The 16,864-nt window shown below is 56.3% G+C and carries 17 protein-coding genes; 4 read left to right on the forward strand and 13 right to left on the reverse strand.

Annotation, left to right across the window (positions count from 1 at the left end; translation table 11 throughout):
* Positions 1–103: 103 nt before the first annotated feature.
* Positions 104–319, reverse strand: coding sequence for a 30S ribosomal protein S21 (gene rpsU, locus FFI90_RS14925; protein ID WP_072794797.1), 216 nt, complete (start codon positions 317–319; stop codon positions 104–106).
* Between the two features lie 240 nt (positions 320–559).
* On the opposite strand from rpsU, the gene tsaD reads away from it, so the two are divergent.
* Positions 560–1,618 carry a tRNA (adenosine(37)-N6)-threonylcarbamoyltransferase complex transferase subunit TsaD gene (gene tsaD, locus FFI90_RS14930; RefSeq protein ID WP_144778904.1) on the forward strand — a complete coding sequence of 353 codons (1,059 nt, stop codon included), beginning with the start codon at positions 560–562 and terminating at the stop codon, positions 1,616–1,618.
* A 24-nt stretch (positions 1,619–1,642) separates the two neighbouring features.
* Here tsaD and plsY read toward each other — a convergent pair whose 3' ends face one another.
* The gene (plsY, locus tag FFI90_RS14935; protein ID WP_144778906.1) at positions 1,643–2,233 is read right to left on the reverse strand and encodes a glycerol-3-phosphate 1-O-acyltransferase PlsY; all 591 of its coding nucleotides are present in this window, start codon (positions 2,231–2,233) and stop codon (positions 1,643–1,645) included.
* 141 nt (positions 2,234–2,374) lie between these two features.
* Between plsY and FFI90_RS14940 the strand changes: the two genes are divergently transcribed.
* Positions 2,375–2,752 carry a dihydroneopterin aldolase gene (locus tag FFI90_RS14940; RefSeq protein ID WP_144778908.1) on the forward strand — a complete coding sequence of 126 codons (378 nt, stop codon included), beginning with the start codon at positions 2,375–2,377 and terminating at the stop codon, positions 2,750–2,752.
* Entirely contained in the window at positions 2,745–3,269 is a 525-nt protein-coding gene (folK, locus tag FFI90_RS14945; RefSeq protein ID WP_144778910.1) for a 2-amino-4-hydroxy-6-hydroxymethyldihydropteridine diphosphokinase, read from the forward strand. Before FFI90_RS14940 ends, folK (FFI90_RS14945) begins: the two co-directional genes overlap by 8 nt.
* A 1-nt stretch (position 3,270) precedes the next feature.
* Here folK (FFI90_RS14945) and pgi read toward each other — a convergent pair whose 3' ends face one another.
* From pgi to dksA, 9 genes are all read right to left on the reverse strand, one after another.
* On the reverse strand, positions 3,271–4,932 hold the full coding sequence (gene pgi / locus FFI90_RS14950) for a glucose-6-phosphate isomerase (protein WP_144778912.1): 1,662 nt from the start codon (positions 4,930–4,932) through the stop codon (positions 3,271–3,273).
* Between the two features lie 33 nt (positions 4,933–4,965).
* Positions 4,966–5,814: a pantoate--beta-alanine ligase gene (gene panC / locus FFI90_RS14955; protein ID WP_144778914.1), complete on the reverse strand. Its 849-nt coding sequence runs from the start codon at positions 5,812–5,814 to the stop codon at positions 4,966–4,968.
* Positions 5,811–6,605, reverse strand: a complete 795-nt coding sequence (gene panB / locus FFI90_RS14960; protein ID WP_144778916.1) for a 3-methyl-2-oxobutanoate hydroxymethyltransferase — start codon at positions 6,603–6,605, stop codon at positions 5,811–5,813. The genes panC and panB overlap by 4 nt, the downstream gene beginning before the upstream one ends.
* Before the next feature lie 61 nt (positions 6,606–6,666).
* Positions 6,667–7,164: a 2-amino-4-hydroxy-6-hydroxymethyldihydropteridine diphosphokinase gene (folK, locus tag FFI90_RS14965; RefSeq protein ID WP_144778918.1), complete on the reverse strand. Its 498-nt coding sequence runs from the start codon at positions 7,162–7,164 to the stop codon at positions 6,667–6,669.
* Positions 7,164–8,546: a polynucleotide adenylyltransferase PcnB gene (pcnB, locus tag FFI90_RS14970; RefSeq protein ID WP_144778920.1), complete on the reverse strand. Its 1,383-nt coding sequence runs from the start codon at positions 8,544–8,546 to the stop codon at positions 7,164–7,166. The genes folK (FFI90_RS14965) and pcnB overlap by 1 nt, the downstream gene beginning before the upstream one ends.
* Positions 8,547–9,240: 694 nt before the next feature.
* On the reverse strand, positions 9,241–10,638 hold the full coding sequence (locus FFI90_RS14980) for a sigma-54-dependent transcriptional regulator (protein ID WP_144778922.1): 1,398 nt from the start codon (positions 10,636–10,638) through the stop codon (positions 9,241–9,243).
* Between the two features lie 7 nt (positions 10,639–10,645).
* Positions 10,646–13,609, reverse strand: a complete 2,964-nt coding sequence (locus tag FFI90_RS14985) for a sensor histidine kinase (protein ID WP_144778924.1) — start codon at positions 13,607–13,609, stop codon at positions 10,646–10,648.
* 216 nt (positions 13,610–13,825) lie between these two features.
* The gene (gene gluQRS, locus FFI90_RS14990; protein WP_144778926.1) at positions 13,826–14,749 is read right to left on the reverse strand and encodes a tRNA glutamyl-Q(34) synthetase GluQRS; all 924 of its coding nucleotides are present in this window, start codon (positions 14,747–14,749) and stop codon (positions 13,826–13,828) included.
* 15 nt (positions 14,750–14,764) lie between these two features.
* Positions 14,765–15,196, reverse strand: a complete 432-nt coding sequence (gene dksA / locus FFI90_RS14995; RefSeq protein ID WP_144778927.1) for an RNA polymerase-binding protein DksA — start codon at positions 15,194–15,196, stop codon at positions 14,765–14,767.
* 184 nt (positions 15,197–15,380) lie between these two features.
* Here dksA and sfsA point away from each other — a divergent pair, with 184 nt between their 5' ends.
* Entirely contained in the window at positions 15,381–16,112 is a 732-nt protein-coding gene (sfsA, locus tag FFI90_RS15000) for a DNA/RNA nuclease SfsA (RefSeq protein WP_144778929.1), read from the forward strand.
* On the opposite strand, the gene FFI90_RS15005 is transcribed toward sfsA, so the two are convergent.
* Positions 16,096–16,470, reverse strand: a complete 375-nt coding sequence (locus FFI90_RS15005; RefSeq protein WP_144778931.1) for a Rieske (2Fe-2S) protein — start codon at positions 16,468–16,470, stop codon at positions 16,096–16,098. The two genes, sfsA and FFI90_RS15005, sit on opposite strands and share 17 nt — an antisense overlap.
* Entirely contained in the window at positions 16,467–16,823 is a 357-nt protein-coding gene (locus tag FFI90_RS15010) for a pentapeptide repeat-containing protein (RefSeq protein WP_144778933.1), read from the reverse strand. Before FFI90_RS15010 ends, FFI90_RS15005 begins: the two co-directional genes overlap by 4 nt.
* Positions 16,824–16,864 lie beyond the last annotated feature (41 nt).

A 16,864-nucleotide genomic window follows, 5' to 3' on the forward strand; every position in this document is an offset into this window, starting at 1 on the left:
ATGCCGCCGAAGCCAGGCCCCGGCGGCATTTTTTGATCGCTCTGTGCAGCCTGCGGCTTTACAGGCAATCAGTGCTTTGCAGTCAAGCGGCGTCTGCTAAAACTCAGTACAAACGCTCAAACTTGCGCTGTTCACGCTGAAGCTTCTTGAGATGACGCTTAACGGCAGCGGCTGCTTTGCGCTTACGAACGGAAGTCGGCTTTTCATAGTGCTCGCGACGACGTACTTCTGAAAGTACACCCGCTTTTTCGCAAGAACGCTTGAAGCGACGCAGTGCTACGTCAAACGGTTCATTCTCTTTCACTTTAACAGCTGGCATTCGACAATCACCTACCTGATAGATTCGGTTTCATTTAGATGCGCATCTGGCAATGCCAGACCGGCTCGATCCCTGGTCAGATTGGGAAAAACGCGACCAGTTCGTAATTTAGGGCGGCAATGATAGCGCCTGGATCGTGGCAAGGTCAATGTTTGTTCGATGAAACTGCCAGTGAGTTTCGGGTTTCTGCTAAAATGCGCACCGTTTATTCATTTACGCCAACCGATATGGCCAGGTTATATGTTGATTCTGGGTATTGAGACCTCCTGTGATGAAACCGGCGTCGCCTTGTTCGACACCGATAAAGGGCTGCTAAGCCATGCTTTGTTCAGCCAGGTTGACATGCATGCCGATTACGGCGGCGTGGTGCCAGAGTTGGCATCCCGTGACCACGTTCGCAAGCTTCTCCCGCTGTGTGACCAGGTTCTCTCAGGGGCAGGTCTTACTCGTAAGGATATTGAGGGCATTGCTTATACGGCGGGGCCGGGCCTGATTGGCGCTCTTATGGTGGGCGGCTCGGTTGCCCATGCCGTGGCGTTTGCCCTTGATATACCGGTGCTTGGCGTGCATCACATGGAAGGCCATCTGCTGGCGCCCATGCTTGAGGACAACCCGCCGGCATTTCCGTTTGTGGCGCTTCTCGTGTCGGGTGGACATACCCAGCTGGTGCGTGTGGATGGTATTGGCGAATACCAGATGCTCGGTGAATCCGTGGACGATGCCGCCGGAGAAGCGTTCGATAAAACGGCCAAGATGCTGGGGCTGGACTATCCGGGAGGCCCTCGGGTAGCCGCGCTGGCCGAAAAGGGCGTTCCGGGCAAGTACCGGTTCCCGCGACCGATGACGGATCGGCCGGGCCTGGATTTCAGTTTCAGTGGTCTGAAAACCTTTACTCTCAATACGGTCAATGCAGAAAAGAAGTCAGGGGGCGAGCTAAGCGATCAGGTACGTGCTGATATTGCCTTGGCGTTTGAAACGGCGGCGGTTGAGACCCTGGTGATCAAATGCCGCCGAGCGCTTGAGCAAACAGGCTGTCACCGTTTGGTAATTGCGGGAGGCGTGAGCGCCAACAAACGCTTGCGGGCAGGCCTTGAAAAGATGGCTGAAAAACTGCGTGCTCAGGTATTTTATGCGCGTCCGGAGTTCTGTACTGATAATGGGGCGATGATCGCTTACGCTGGAGCTCAACGCATGAAGGCGGGACAACGCGATGGTGAGCGGATTGTTGCCGTTCCCAGATGGCCGATGGACACGCTTCCGGCGCTCACGGATACGCGACTCTCCGGGCTTGTAGATTGAGCCAGAGTGACGTTAAGAGTGGCGCTAGAAGCCGATTTCCCGCCCTTGAGCGAGTCGTATCAGGTTATCTCGATGACGCACGATAATGAGGATCGCCAGCAAACCGAACGTGGGGAGGTTTTCGGGTTCGATGAACGCACTGATGGCCGGGCCGCTTACGATGGCTATCACAGACGCCAGTGCGGAAATCCTCCAGCGCCAGAGTACCAGTAGCCAAAGTGCGGCCATTGCGAGCGTAGTGACCGGTGCCAGGGCAATGCCTGCGCCCAGAGCGGTTGCAACGCCTTTGCCACCCTTGAACCGGTAGAACACTGGAATCATATGTCCGGTAACCGCGCACAGAGCCACCACCGCCTGTACCAGAGGGGATAGTCCGGCATTGTATGCGAGCCAGACGGGCAGCCAGCCTTTTGCTGCATCCAGGGCAAGGGTTATCAGGGCAGGGAGCCAGCCACCGGTGCGGTATACGTTGGTTGCGCCCGGATTGCCCGAGCCCTGGGCTCGTGGGTCGGGTAGCGCCCAGAGTCGGCAAACCGGCAGCGCAAACAGCACCGAGCCACCCAGATAGGCAGCCATGCACAGCAGGACAGTTACTGTCGGATCACTCAGGGCCATTTTGCGAGCTCGGAGACAAAGACGTGTCAGGGTAATGTGTGCGAAAATACCGGCCCCCAATTTGCAGGCCGGTGTGATTACAGTATCCGCAGTCTGTGCGTTATTCAATCAGCAGTGTGTGGGATCACCCCGGGAGCCCCTTTGGCAGACAGCGTATTGATCGAAAGCCTGGTTGTAGAAACCGTAGTGGGTGTATACGACTGGGAGCGCGAAGTGGCCCAGGTACTGGTTCTGGATCTTGAAATGGCCTGGGACAATCGTATTCCCGGCGCGTCTGATGACGTAGCGGACGCCCTCGATTACGCCTCCGTAAGCGCGTTGGCTGTGCAGTGCCTGAAAGAACTCAAGCCAAAGCTGCTCGAACACGGTGCTGAGGTTTTGGCGGAAAGGTTGCAGCGGGAGTTCGGCATCGGCTGGCTTCGGCTGACGCTGCGCAAGCCCGGAGCTGTACCTGCTGCGCGGTCTGTGGGTGTCTGCATTGAAAGATCTGCTTCGAAAGGAGAGCACGGCGGTGGCTGATCAGGTTCCGGTTTATATCAGTATTGGCAGTAACATCGACAGGGAGCACTATGTGCGTGCATCTCTGGATGCTTTAGCAGGCTGGTTTGGTGAACTCGAAATCTCCCCGGTATACGAAAGTGAAGCTGTAGGATTTAATGGCTCACCATTTCTGAATCTGGTTGTGGGTGTGAGAACCCATCTTTCCGTAGGCGAGCTTTCACAGTATTTCAAACAACTGGAAGCCGAAAACGGCCGTCGTCGGGATGCTCCAAAATTTAGCGCAAGAACGCTGGATCTCGATATTTTGACGTACGGAGAAGCGGTCGGCCAACTGGACGGTGTGGAGTTGCCCAGAGGCGAAATTCTCAAAAATGCGTTTGTGCTTCGGCCGCTGGCAGATATTGCTCCGACGGTGAAGCACCCCGTGTGCCGGAAGAGCTACCTTGAGCTTTGGCAGGCTTATAGCACCGACCAGAAACTCTGGCCGGTGAACTTCAGCTGGCAGGGGCGAGCGATTTCACAGGCGGTTCGCTGATTCACAGGCGGTTCGCTGACCGGAAAAACGCAATCAGATTGTCCGTGGCGCTGTCACTTGCTTCGCAGGGTGTGTCCGGTTGCAGCAGCCTTGGCAGGATGTTTTCACCCAGTTTTTTGCCAAGCTCAACGCCCCACTGATCAAACGAATCGATGTCCCAGATAACGCCTTGCACAAAAGTGCGATGTTCGTACAGCGCGATCAGTGCGCCGACGGTTTCCGGAGTCACTTTGTTCATCATCAGCGTATTGCTGGGCTGATTCCCGGGTATTACCTTATGCGGCGCCAGGCGCTCAATATCGGTTTCTGCCATGCCGCTGGCTGCCAGCTCGGCCCTGGCTTCTTCAAGCGTTTTCCCGGTCATCATTGCTCGGGATTGGCCCAGACAGTTGGCGAACAAGTCCGCATGATGTGTCGCGACCGGGTTATGGGTTTGCAGGGGAATGACGAAGTCTGCCGGAATCAATCGGGTGCCCTGGTGAATCAGCTGGTGGTATGCGTGCTGGCCATTGGCGCCGACACCGCCCCAGATTACGGGGCCTGAATGGTAGTCCAGCGTCTCCCCCTGCTGATTCACCCTTTTACCGCTGCTTTCCATGTCCAGCTGCTGCAGATGATCTGGCAAATTGCGCAGGTAATGGTCGTAAGGCAGTATGGCGTGTGTTTCAGCGCCCCAGAAATTGCTGTACCAGATGCCCAGCATCGCCATGACAACGGGCAGATTCTTTTCCAGCGGCGCGTCGCGGAAGTGGGTGTCCATGGCGTAGGCGCCAGCGAGTAGTGCCCGGAAGTTCTCCATACCGATGGTCAGCGCGACAGGCAGGCCGATGGCCGACCATAGCGAGTAACGCCCGCCCACCCAGTCCCACATCGGGAACACGTTTGCCGGATCGATTCCAAAGTCCTGAGCGGCGGCCTTGTTGGCCGTAACGGCCATAAAATGGCTGGCAACTGCTTGCTCGTGACCGATACGTTCTATGAACCAGTCCCGGGCAACTTTGCTGTTTTCCAGGGTTTCCCGCGTGCCGAAGGATTTCGACTGAACCAGAAACAATGTGGTTTCAGGGTCAAGCCTTTCGAGAGTTTCACAGATTTCGGTGCCATCGATGTTGGCCACATAGTGGCAACTCAGACCGGGTGCCCGGAACGGCTGCAATGCCTCGGTCACCAGTTTTGGGCCGAGAAAGGAGCCGCCGATGCCAATGCTGACCACATCGGTAAACGCTTTGCCTGTAAAGCCGGTGCGTGACTGGTTTCGCACGTCCTGAACGAAGGTGTCCATGCGCGCGAGAGTTGCGTTTACCTCGGCGACGACATCCTGGCCATCGACCATGATGGTGTCTGCCCCGGGGTTGCGCAATGCCGTGTGCAGCGCCGGGCGATCTTCGGTAATGTTCACCTTTTCGCCGCGAAGCAAGGCTGCCCTGCGGTCTTCCAGTTTGCAGTGACGAGCCAGCGCCATCAGCGCTTTCAGTACATCGTCGGTAAGCCGGTTTCTGGAGAAATCGAGAGACAGGCCTGCACCATTAATGAAATAACGCTTTGCTCGTTCCGGATCGTCAGCAAAAAGCGTTCTCATGGGGCTGTTTTCCAGGTGCGCCCTAAGGTTCTCCAGTTCCTTCCATTGAGAGGAGTTGGTCAGTGCGGTCTTTGGCGAAGTCATCAGAGAGTCCTTTCCTGGTGGATCGACAAGGCTTCAGCGCGTAACTGAGATGTTGTCGATCAGCCGGGTCGTGCCAAGATAAGCAGCGGCCAGCAGCGTTATATCCCTGTCCTCCGGCGCGGCGGGTTTCAGGGTCTGGCTGTTTGTGATGTTAAAGTAGTCCAGGTGTAGACCGGCCATGCGAAGACTGTCTCCAGCTTCCTGTGCCAGCATCTGAAAATCATTGCGCCCATCGGCAATTTTTGCAGCTGTCGCTTCCAGTATCTGGTAAATGGCCGGGGCAATCTTGCGCTCCGCTTCGGAGAGATAACCGTTGCGCGAGCTCTTTGCCAGGCCATCGTCTTCGCGGACGGTTGGCGCGCCGATCACCTCAACCGGCATCATCAGATCCAGCGTCATCTTGCGGATGACCGCCAGTTGCTGGAAGTCTTTCTCGCCGAACACGGCGAAGTCGGGCTGAATCATGTTGAAAAGAACGGAGACCACCGTCGCGACACCTTCAAAGTGCCCCGGCCGGCTGGCGCCGCAATGCCCATCACTGACTTCCGGCACCACAATGCGAGTATGTCGGGCAAGGCCGCTCGGATAGACTTCCTCGGCAGAGGGCGCAAAAACCAGCGTGTTTCCGGCAGCGCCAAGCTTTTCCTGGTCATCAATCAGGGTGCGGGGGTAGGTGTCGAGGTCTTCATTGGCGCCAAACTGCATCGGGTTAACGAAAATGCTCGTGACCACGATATCGGCTGCTTCTGCTGCTTTGCGGACGAGCGAGATGTGCCCTTCATGCAGGTTGCCCATGGTTGGAACCAGGCCAATGGTTTTTTCCTGCTGACGGTAACCGCGGAGGATGGCACGCAGTTCTTTTAGTGAGTGGACGGTTCTCATGCCTTGAACGTATGCTCCTCGGCGGGAAATGCGCGCTCACGCACGGCTTTTGAGTAGGCCGCGATGGCGCCCTGAATAGAGCCGCTTTCGGCCAGGAAGTCTTTCACGAAACGCGGTTTGCGCCCCGTGGTAATGCCCAGCATGTCGTGCAGCACCAGAATCTGACCATCGGTATCAGCACCTGCCCCAATGCCAATCACAGGCGCTGTGACAGCTTGCGCAATTCGCGCGGCCAGAGGTGCGGGCACGCACTCCAGCAGAATAACGTCAGCACCCGCAGCGACGAGCTCGCAGGCGTGATCTATCATCATATCCGCTGATTTTTCATCGCGGCCCTGAACCTTGTATCCGCCAAGCTTGTTGACGAATTGGGGGGTCAGGCCGAGGTGGGCGCATACCGGCACTGCTCTTTCAGAAAGCGCGGTAATCGTGTCTTTCATCCAGTCGGTGCCTTCGAGCTTCACCATGTGAGCACCTGCCCGCATGAGTTCAGCGGCGTTCTCCAGGGCAGCGTCTACAGTGCCATAACTCATGAAGGGCATATCGGCCATGATCAAAGAGCCGCGGTTGCCTTTGGCGACACAGCTTACGTGATACACGATCTGGTCCATGGTGACGGGTAATGTGCTGTCGTGGCCCTGAAGAACCATGCCCAGCGAGTCACCAATCAGGATGACGTCCACTCCGGCTTCGCTGACAACCTGAGCAAAAGTGGCGTCGTAGGAGGTGAGGGCAGAGAAGGCTTCTCCCCTCTGTTTATATTCCCGCAGGGTATTGATGGTAACAGCCATAAAATCCTTGCCTTTTGGGTAGGTGGGCCAAGACCGTGCCGGGATGACCGGCTTTCAGTTGCTAAGAGTAATCCGGAGGCAGAAGGCGGCGCAACCGGTTGTCTGGGCATTGTGCCCTCAAATCCGCGATTGCGGTACCGTTTGGCAGCGTCAGGTCGGGCTTTAGGTCCAGTAGCGGCTGCAGAGCGAAATCCCGGTTAGGAAGCTCGCGGTGGGGAACGCTAAGCCGGTCGTCGTTGAGTACATGGTTGCCGAAAATCAGCAGATCAAGGTCCAGTGTGCGTGGGCCCCAGTGGCTTAGCCGTTCCCGCCCATGGGCCTGTTCTATGGCTTGAAGCTGATCGAGCAGAGCGTGTGGGCCAAGCCCGGTGCTGAGCCACACTGCGCCGTTTACAAAATCCGGTTGATCCTGGGGGCCAACCGGGCTGCTGGTGTAAAAGGGCGCCTGGGCGATCAGAGTAGTATCGGGTAACGCGGCCAGCTCTGCTACGGCCCTTGCCAGCTGGGCTGCGGGCTCTTGCAGGTTGCTGCCCAGGCCGATGAAGGCATCTGTTCTCATCAGGGTGCTGGCCGTGTGACCGGTTTGCGGCGGCGACGCTTTTTCGGTGCATCGCTGCTGAGTTCGGAAAGCATGCGTTCCTGCCCACGTTCGTCCATACGCTGGAACTCAGTCCACCAATCGCCCAGCCCGGGCTCAATTTCACCGCAAGCTTCCCGAACCAGCAGGAAATCGTAGGCCGCACGGAACCTGGGATGGCTCATGGTTACGAAGGCCCGCTTGCCTTGCCGGCGGGGAAGGCGCATCTGAAGCTCCCAGATTTCTTTCATGGGGCCAGAGAATCGCTTGGGTATAGAGGTTGCCTGCACCTGGCGGCCAATAACTTTGCCAATTGCACCATGAAGCGCCGGCTGCACGGGGTCGCCGTTGTCCTGGCGGTGATGCCACTCTTTTTGCAGAGCGGGCCAGAGCATGGCGGCAAACAGGAAGTAAGGTGTGACAGACTTGCCTTGCGCGATACGCGCATCAGTGTTGCGCAATGCCTGGCGAATCAGCTCGTCAGGCTCGCCAGCCTCGATCGCTTTTACGGTTTCGGGGAATAGTGGGGCCAGCAGGTTATAACGGGTAAGTAGGTCGTAGGTGGCTTCGCCGTGGCCAGCCGAAAACAGTTTCAGGACCTCTTCGAACAGGCGTGCCGCCGGAATGTGAGTCAGCAGCGGGGCCAGTGTTCCGATTGGGGCTTCGGTTTCGGGCTCTATATCAAAGCCAAGCTTGGCAGCAAAGCGGATCGCGCGAAGCATGCGAACCGGATCTTCCCGGTAGCGGGTTTCAGGGTCACCAATCAGCCGGAGTTGCCGGTTACGGAGGTCTTCAATGCCGTTTGCAAAATCAACGACGGTAAAATCGCGGATGCAGTAGTAAAGAGCGTTGACTGTAAAGTCGCGGCGCAGCGCGTCCTCTTCCTGGTTGCCGTAAACATTGTCCCGCAGCAGCAGACCATGTTCGCTGGTTTTGCGATCGTCGTCTGGACTGTCGTTGTCGGCTTCCGCCGCGTTACCACGGAATGTGGTCACTTCAATCACTTCGCGCCCGAATACAACGTGAACGATCCGAAAACGCCGACCTATCAGGCGGGAGTTGCGGAACAGGTCGTGTACTTCTTCCGGGGTTGCGTTGGTGGCTATATCAAAATCTTTGGGCCGCTTCCCCAGAAGGATGTCGCGCACACCGCCGCCTACAAGGTAAGCCTCATAGCCGGAATTGTTGAGTCGGCCGAGAACTTTTTTGGCAGGTTCGCTTATGACTGAGCGTGAGACGTTGTGCTGGTCTCTGGAGATTTCCCGTCGCTGGTAAGCTCGGGCCTTCTTCTTCCCGTTTCCGGGGATGAGAGAGCGGAGCTTGTCGACAGACTGCTCGAAGATGGAGGAAATTGATTTTGGCATTGAAATCCGTGGTTGCGTTGAGCAAAACCGAGAGTTTAACGGTTTGAGCAGGATTTGCACACGTTTGCCTTGGAATCTTGCGTACCCGGATAATCAAAAGGCGGATCCGCTTTCACGAATCCGCCTCCAAAACGTTGACGATCTGCATTGTTTTTATTTTTTAACGGGATTTTTCTCGTTTTTGTACCCCCACTGTATATCCCCAAAATTGGGGCTTCTCAGCAGTGCAAACGGAAAGCTTTGAACACAGTGAGCAGTCAAAGACATCGAACGAGTCATCGGTAGGTGCTGCGTCACCTCAAGGGCGATTCTTCTCTGCATCTCTACAACTCGCACGTGCCAAGGGACTACCAAAAAAGCAAAGTACCCAAAACACTCAATTCGCTCACGTTCTGTTGTTGTTTTTGTTACTGAACGTATTCCCGCGGCTTTTTGTTTTTATTGAAGCGCCGCTTTGACACTCTTGTTTTTGTTGTCGTGCGCTAAATAGGTTGCAGTTGGTGTGCCAGTTTTGGAAACTTGTTTATTAACATACGGTTGGGTTTTTTCGGCCTGTAAGTGTTACCCCGTATTCTGTATAAGTGTTACCCGCAACGAGTGCTTTTTCTGTGAAGTGTTACCAAGGGGAACATGCGGTAACAACTGAGTGATCGTTCATGCTTTTTTGGGGGCAGGCGGGTCATACTCTGAACCATCAGTCCCCGGATTTTTTGCTACGGGGGATGCCAAGGCGCTGCCTGCGCTCCCAGAGGGATTTTCGACTGATGCCCAGTTTCTGAGCCAGCTCTGTTTCACTCATGCGATCCTGGTTTTCAAGCACAAAGTGTTGGAAGTAGTCTTCCAGGGAAAGGTCGCTGGCGCCTTCAGTGTCGCGAGTGCGAAGCTGCTCGTTATCACCCTCCACCAGAGATTCGGGGATGTATTCGTCGCCGCCCTCGCCGTCGAGATCCAGCAGTGAAGGCGTGATGATATCGCCATCGCACAGGATACTGGCCCGCTCAATGGCATTTTCCAACTCCCGTACGTTACCCGGCCAGCGGTGTCGCTCAAGCGTTCGCATTGCTTCAGGGGTCAGGTTCAGGTTCGGCTTGCCCACCCTGCCGCCCTGGGCAACAAGAAATCGCTGCGCGAGTCCGAGGATGTCGCTTTGGCGCTCGCGCAGAGGTGGAATCCGTATCTGCATCACGTTCAGGCGATAGTAGAGGTCTTCGCGGAAACCGCCGGTGCGGGTCATTGCTTTCAGGTTTCGGTGAGTTGCAGCGATCATCCGCACATTGACCTTTCGGCTCTGGGTTGACCCCACTTTGCGGATTTCGCCTTCCTGGAGAACGCGCAGCAGGCGCGCCTGAGCTTCGGCCGGCAGCTCACCGATCTCGTCCAGAAACAGGCTGCCACCATCTGCAGCCTCAATCAGGCCTGTTCGAGCAGAGACTGCACCGGTGAACGCGCCTTTTTCATGGCCGAACAGTTCGGACTCGATAAGGCTTTCGGGAATGGCTGCGCAGTTTACAGAGATCAGCGGTTTCGTAGCGCGGGGACTCAAAAGGTGAAGCGCTCGGGCGACCAGCTCCTTGCCGGTGCCGGATTCGCCCTGCACAAGCACGGTCGTTTCTGTTGGTGCTACTTTGCGTATAAGTGTGAACACCCGCTGCATCGGCTCACACTGGCCGTACATTATGCTGGCGGGATCGCCGTTTTCTGATGGTGCCGCTGAACCGTTCTGACGTTCGGGAGCTGATGACCTGGTGCGAGCAAGAATGTTCTCTACGGCTGCCAGCATTTCATCGTGATCAAAGGGTTTGGCGATGTATTCCACCGCCCCCATTTTCATGGAGTCCACTGCAGAGCGCAGGCTGGCGTAACTGGTCATGATCAATACAGGGGTGTTCGGTGCTCTGTTGATCATTTCCGTGCCGGCGGCACCGGGTAGGCGCAGGTCTGAAATAATCAGGTCAAACTGATCAGGGTCGTGGTCCTGCTCGGCTTCTTCCACTGAGCCGACATCCTCAACGTCATAGCCGGCATGCAGCAGCAGCTTGCGGACGGCGGAGCGAATAATGTCTTCATCTTCCACGATCAGAATACGGGGCATGGTTGTTTCAGAACCTTTCATTCGGGAGGGTGGTGGAATTATCTGTCTCCGGCTCATAAGCGGGCAGTTTCAATGTAACGCAGGTGCCAAGCCCGGTTGCCGGATGGGCAGGACTTTCAACCTGAATGTTGCCGTAGTGTTCTTCAATGATGCTGTATACCAGCGACAGGCCCAGCCCGGTTCCCTTGTTGGTTGCTTTGGTGGTGTAGAAGGGCTCAAACACGTGGTCAAGCTGGTCTGATGGTATTCCTGAGCCCTCGTCAACGACCTCGATCATAGCTGAGTAGCCATCATCCTTGCCAGTGACCCGGATTGCCCCGCCCTCTGGCGACGCGTCCCTGGCGTTAGCCAGCAGATTAACAAAAACCTGCACAAGCCGTTGCTCGTCACCCAGTATCTGGAGGGTTTCGGGGCAGTTGTTGATGTAATGAATGCCAAGCCCCTTGTCGCTCAGGGACAGCAGATTGATGGATTCGTCGACGCAACGGCGGACGCTCACGGGCTCGTATCGGTTCGCCTGAGCATGGTTGCCGGTACGTGCAAAATTCATCAATGATTGCAAAATAGTGGATATGCGCCGGGTTTGCTGTTGTATCTGGCTAGCGGTATCGAGAATTTCCGGATTGTCGGTTTCCAACTTGAGGTTCTGTGCCAGAGACGAAATGCCGGTCACCGGGTTGCCGATTTCGTGCGCGACGCCGGCGGCCAGGCGCCCAACAGAGGCCAGGCGCTCGCTGTGCATCAACTCATCTTCAAGCAACCGGATTTCAGTCTGGTCTTCCACCAAAATGATGCTGCCACCATCCGGGTGGTCAGGCCCACTGAGGGCGGCCTTGTGCAGATTCAGCCAGTGGGGCCTTCCTTTGAGATCAAGCCGGTGTTTGTAGCGATGCAGATCTTCGCCGCTGTTGAAGTCATCCAGCAGGTGGTGCCAGTGGTCTGGCAGCGCCATCAGCCGGGCGCCCACAACATCGTCGGCGGTGATCCCTGTAAGTGCTTCAATGGCATGGTTCCACATGAGAATTTCACCATCTTCACCCACTGAGCAGGCTGGAATTGGCAGGTTCTGCAGGGTCTGACGGTAGTGTCGGCGCAGGTTGTCCAATTCGCCTGCGAGACCGGTCAAACGGTTCTGATAATCCCCTAAAGCGCGTTCTACGTAGCGGATATCCTGAGCCGTACCGCCCCGGGTCATGGGTTTGAAGCCGAGGTGGCGTTTGACCATATCCCTGGCCACTGACGGCCCCAGCAACCCTGAGAGGTTGATTTCAACCTGGTCGCGGAGCCGTCTTAGTTGGTAGGGCCGGTACTCAACATTGGGGAGCTTCAATTGCCCGAGGGCCCGCTCAACTTCCCGCTTCGCCACGTCCAGGCCCAGGGGTTCTGCCATTTGCCGCACAAAGTCAGCGGAGGAGCTTGCAAGCAGTTCGCGGCGCTGCGGGCGGGAGAGCGCGCCCAGAGAGCAAGCCTGTGCTGCGCTTGTCTCTTCGTTGGTGCTTGTGCTGAGAACCGAGATCAATGCAAACACCGTGACGTTCGCGGTCAGGCTGACAAACGTGAAAATGTGCCAGTTGCTGTAATCCGGAATCAGGGGGGCGCCCAGCCACTCAAGCAGGTTGGCGGTATGGGAGAACGGCAATACCAGCGTAATCACCCAGATCACCAGCCCGGCAACAAGCCCTGCAATCAACCCGCGGCGGTTCCCTTCCGGCCAGTAAATAACCCCTAAAGCGCCGGGCAGCAGTTGCAGGGTTCCGGAAAGCGAAATTACCCCGAGAATGGACAAGTCCAGGTTCTTTCCAAGTGTTTCATGGAATAGCAGTGCCAGAAAGATAATTGCGGCAATCAGCAGGCGCTTGGTCCATTGCAGCCAGCGATAGATATCGCCCTGGTCTTTTGGAGTTTTCAGTGGCAACACCACGTGGTTCAACACCATTCCGGCGAGCGCCAGTGTGCTGACAATCATCAGACCGCTGGCCGCAGAAAGCCCGGCAATGTACATAAGCAACGTAAGTGCGGGGCTTTCCAGTGCCTGGGCTATTCCCAGCGTGTAAAAGTTCGGGCCGGTCGCAACCTCCAGGGCCTGGCCGCCCCAAAGAATCAGTGGAACGGGAATGCCCAGTAATAACAGGTAAAGAGGTAGCCCCCAGCTGGCCTTGGCGAGAGCTTTGGGTGACGGGTTTTCGCTGAACGTCATGTGGTACATATGCGGCAGTACCACTGCGCCGGCGAACGACATCAACATAAGTGCGCGCCAGCTGCCGTCATCAACGCTAAGGGACATGGTAGTGGCTGGGGTGGTGTTGCTTTCCAGCCAGACCTCCAGGCCGCCCATGCCATCGAATACGCCGAAGAGAACAACGCCGCCAATGACCAGAAGGGCAAAAAGTTTAACCAGCGAGTCAAAGGCGATGGCGAGTACCAGCCCCGGATGGTTTTCTGCTTCCTGGTTGCGGCGGGCGCCAAACAGCATGGCGAACAACACCACGATCAGGCTGAACATAACGCTGATCAGATGTGGTGAGGTGTCCGGAGCGAGGATGCTGGCAGACGTCGATACCGCCTGTATCTGCATGCTCAGTAGCGAAAGGATGGCAACGCCAGAGCACAGCGTAACCAGCGTCCCCGCCCATTGACTGCGATATCGATAGGCAAACAAATCGGCGAGCGAGGTTAGTTGATAGGCCCGGCCGATCCTCATGATGGGATTGAGCAGAACTGGAGCCAGCAAGAAGGCGCCGCTGATGCCGATATAATAGGCGAGGAAGCCGTATCCGAATTCGGCAGCCATACCGATTGCTGCGTAAACCGCCCAGATTCCCGCGTACACGCCAAGACTGAGAGTGTAAACCAACGGGTGGCGCACCCAGTGGCGGGGCACCAAACCACGCTCGGTTACCCAGGCAATGCCGAACAGGGCAGCAAGGTAGAACAGGCTTGCAAGTAAAAGCCCTGAGGCACTAAAACTCATTGGGGTCCCGCCGCCATTCCAGCCAGAATCCAATAGCTATGAGGCTCGCCCAAATCACGAAGGGGCTGTACCAGGCGTTCCCGGGCGAGGTCCACCAGTCAAGTATGTTGGGTGAAAATATGTAGATGGCCAGAACCAGCAGAAAAACCAGACGGTATATATACATCAGGCATGCTATCCGCGCTGAGGTTTGTGAAAGGCTTTATACCATGTAGATCATCGGTCTGTCAGGTGAATGGCGCCGCGGCGCCAGTGTGTGCGGGCCCACTCGAGGATGGCGTCGACCGACCCTGTCAACAGGGATTGAGGTGGTTGCTGACCCAAGGCACTGAGAGCCTCAAACAGATTGTTTACCGGGCTGCCGTTGTTCAGAGCTGGCGCATGGCTCTGTTTACTCAGTTTTTGCCCCTGATCATTCACGATAACGGGAATGTGAAGCCAGTGTGGTGGCGTTGCTTTCAGGGCGTGGTAAATCTGTAACTGCTGGGCGGTCATGTCGAGCAGGTCCGAGCCGCGCACCACATCGGTAATGCCCTGTTCTATATCATCAATTACGACGGCAAGCTGGTAGGCGAAGAAGCCTTCTTTGCGAAGAAGAACCGGGTCATCGATTTCTGCACGGACACGATGATTTTGCGGCCCCATTAACTGGTCCTGCCACTGGCATTGCTCGTCGTTCAGAGCAAACCGGATGGCGGATGGTTGATTGCTGATTGCCGTATTGCTGTTCCTGCAATGCCGGGGATGTCGGCCATTATTGGCCTGCAGTTGTTTGCGTGAGCAGCTGCAACGATAGGCAGCGCCCTCACTCAGCAAGTGTTCGATGGCTGAGTGGTAGGCCTCGTGCCGTCGAGACTGGAAGAGTACTGGCTCGTCGGAAAACAGGCCGTGGGCGTCAAGGCTGTTGAGGATTTCGACGGTGGCTTCTGGTGGTTCCCGAAGTGGGTCGAGGTCTTCTATGCGGATCAGCCACCGTCCTCCGCAGGACTTCGCTTCGAGGTAGCTGGCCAGAGCGGTGACAAGCGAGCCGAAATGAAGCGGCCCAGTGGGGGAGGGCGCAAAGCGGCCCCGGTAGCTGCGCGAGTTCGTCACAGATACGACAGATTGGCCGGCGGGAGCGTTACGATCTGCGCCGGCCATATCGGTCGAGTTGCTTCAGATGCCAGTCTGGCGTTCGCGGATTTCGGCAAGTGTTTTGCAATCAATACACAATGTCGCGGTTGGGCGTGCTTCAAGGCGACGGATACCGATTTCAACTCCGCACTGGTCGCAAAAGCCGTAATCATCTTTGTCGATGCGGTCGATGGTCTGGTCAATTTTCTTGATCAGTTTGCGCTCGCGATCACGGGTACGCAGCTCCAGGCTGAACTCTTCTTCCTGGGTTGCGCGATCACTGGGATCCGCGTAATTTGCAGCATCCTCCTGCATATGGTGCATGGTGCGATCCACTTCTTCCATAAGCTGTTGCTTCCATTGCAATAACAGCTCTTTGAAGTGCTCCAGCATGCCAGCACTCATGTAGTCTTCACCCTTCTTCATTTCGTAAGGAGTGAAGTTAGTGAAACTTTCGTTTGATGTGTTTGCCATTGAACCCGGCCTCTTTTTTGTACTTCACAGGGACGCTTTGCTTCCCTACCTACGCGCCAGCCCCCGTGGCGGCGCGGCCATAACCTGGATGAAGCGGTCGTCCTGAAACGGGATTTGGCGGAAAATAGCAGATTAGTCACGGGGGTGCCAGTCCTGTGATGCCCACTTCGCATTTGGAGAGCCTATGAAGTTTCCCGAACCCTTGATTGAAGGGCGTCTGATTCAGCGTTACAAGCGCTTTTTAGCCGATGTTCAGTTATCTGACGGCACGCAAGTAACGGCGCATTGCCCGAATACCGGCTCCATGTTGGGCTGCCAGCCAACGGATGGCAGGGTATGGCTGAGCCGTAGTGATAATCCGGCGCGCAAACTGGCCTACACCTGGGAACTTGTTGAAACGATTCCCGGAGTGCTCGCCTGTGTGAATACCGCAAGACCCAATGCTCAGGCACGAGAGGCAATTGAGGCTGGCCGTGTTAGCGAACTGCCCGGGTACAGCCATTGCCGCTCAGAGGTAAAGTATGGCGAGGAAAAAAGCCGGATCGACCTGTTGCTTTCAGGGCATGAGACAGAACCTGATGCTTGGGTAGAGGTAAAGAACGTAACCCTTGAGGAAAACGGCCAAGGCTTCTTTCCCGACGCGGTAACGACCCGAGGGCAGAAGCATTTGCGCGAGCTGATGGCTCAGGTTGCGTTGGGTGATCGCGCTGTGCTGTTTTTCGTGGTGAACCATACAGGCATTGAAACTGTGCGGCCCGCAGATCACATTGACGCGCATTACGGCCAGTTGTTGCGGCAAGCGTGTGATGCGGGTGTGGAAGTGATCGCCTATCGCGCATCCCTGGCCAACGAGGATGGCAGCCCATCTGGTGAGATGACCCTGGCTGAACCGGTGCCGGTTATTCTGGAAGTCTGACTTCCAGACTATCGCCGGCTTCCCGTATATCCAGCGCTGTGAGCGCATCACCCTGGCATGGCCCGGCAATACACTCACCGTCCCGGGGTTTGAACAGGGCACCATGGGTTGAGCACTGAAGGAACAGGTTGTCGGTATCCATGAAGCGACCAGGCATCCAGTTCAGCTCAACCCCCATGTGAGGGCACTTGTTCAGGTAGGCCTTGGGCGTGGTGCCATCCAGAAACGCGAAACCGGTGAGAGGCAGGGTGTCGACATTCAGTTCGGTAGCGGCCAGCGAAAACTCGACAAACTGGCCGCTTTCCAATGTTTGTTTAGAGCATATCGGCTGCCAAAGGTTCGCGTGCCTACCAATCATTGCGGCACACGGTATCGCATTCGCGTGCCGTGGTTCAGAGACATCACTATCTCCTCGGCCTCAAGCTTGTGTGGGAAGAAGCATCCGGAAATCTTGGCACCCGCAATGCTTGCTCCCTCCATGCTCGAATGGCTGAAATCTATGCCCCTGAGATCTGCGCCCCGAAAATAGGCGTGGCTAAGATCAAGTCCTTGAGCATCCAGCCCGCGCAAGTCGAGCCCTCTGAAATCTCCATGGGCAAAACTTGGAAGCTCGCTTCGCGCTGATTTTTCGGCATTGAAGGCTGGAATGTCTTCCTGGCGAAGCGTTTCGTAGAGCGGATCTTTGATATGGCGCACGGCGTCAGTCTCCATGATCGTTCCTTGTAGCGTTTTATTCGGGTTCTTCAGCGGCG

This window comes from Marinobacter maritimus (genome assembly GCF_007671675.1).
Classification (GTDB): Bacteria; Pseudomonadota; Gammaproteobacteria; order Pseudomonadales; family Oleiphilaceae; genus Marinobacter; species Marinobacter maritimus.

What these genes read in the sequence shown, in the direction of transcription:
- rpsU (WP_072794797.1), bottom strand. Translation starts at nt 319, where the DNA reads ATGCCAGCTGTTAAAGTGAAAGAGAATGAACCGTTTGACGTAGCACTG.
- tsaD (WP_144778904.1), top strand. Translation starts at nt 560, where the DNA reads ATGTTGATTCTGGGTATTGAGACCTCCTGTGATGAAACCGGCGTCGCC.
- plsY (WP_144778906.1), bottom strand. Translation starts at nt 2,233, where the DNA reads ATGGCCCTGAGTGATCCGACAGTAACTGTCCTGCTGTGCATGGCTGCC.
- pgi (WP_144778912.1), bottom strand. Translation starts at nt 4,932, where the DNA reads ATGACTTCGCCAAAGACCGCACTGACCAACTCCTCTCAATGGAAGGAA.
- panC (WP_144778914.1), bottom strand. Translation starts at nt 5,814, where the DNA reads ATGAGAACCGTCCACTCACTAAAAGAACTGCGTGCCATCCTCCGCGGT.
- panB (WP_144778916.1), bottom strand. Translation starts at nt 6,605, where the DNA reads ATGGCTGTTACCATCAATACCCTGCGGGAATATAAACAGAGGGGAGAA.
- folK (WP_144778918.1), bottom strand. Translation starts at nt 7,164, where the DNA reads ATGAGAACAGATGCCTTCATCGGCCTGGGCAGCAACCTGCAAGAGCCC.
- pcnB (WP_144778920.1), bottom strand. Translation starts at nt 8,546, where the DNA reads ATGCCAAAATCAATTTCCTCCATCTTCGAGCAGTCTGTCGACAAGCTC.
- FFI90_RS14980 (WP_144778922.1), bottom strand. Translation starts at nt 10,638, where the DNA reads ATGCCCCGTATTCTGATCGTGGAAGATGAAGACATTATTCGCTCCGCC.
- FFI90_RS14985 (WP_144778924.1), bottom strand. Translation starts at nt 13,609, where the DNA reads ATGAGTTTTAGTGCCTCAGGGCTTTTACTTGCAAGCCTGTTCTACCTT.
- gluQRS (WP_144778926.1), bottom strand. Translation starts at nt 14,749, where the DNA reads ATGGCCGGCGCAGATCGTAACGCTCCCGCCGGCCAATCTGTCGTATCT.
- dksA (WP_144778927.1), bottom strand. Translation starts at nt 15,196, where the DNA reads ATGGCAAACACATCAAACGAAAGTTTCACTAACTTCACTCCTTACGAA.
- sfsA (WP_144778929.1), top strand. Translation starts at nt 15,381, where the DNA reads ATGAAGTTTCCCGAACCCTTGATTGAAGGGCGTCTGATTCAGCGTTAC.
- FFI90_RS15005 (WP_144778931.1), bottom strand. Translation starts at nt 16,470, where the DNA reads ATGATTGGTAGGCACGCGAACCTTTGGCAGCCGATATGCTCTAAACAA.
- FFI90_RS15010 (WP_144778933.1), bottom strand. Translation starts at nt 16,823, where the DNA reads ATGGAGACTGACGCCGTGCGCCATATCAAAGATCCGCTCTACGAAACG.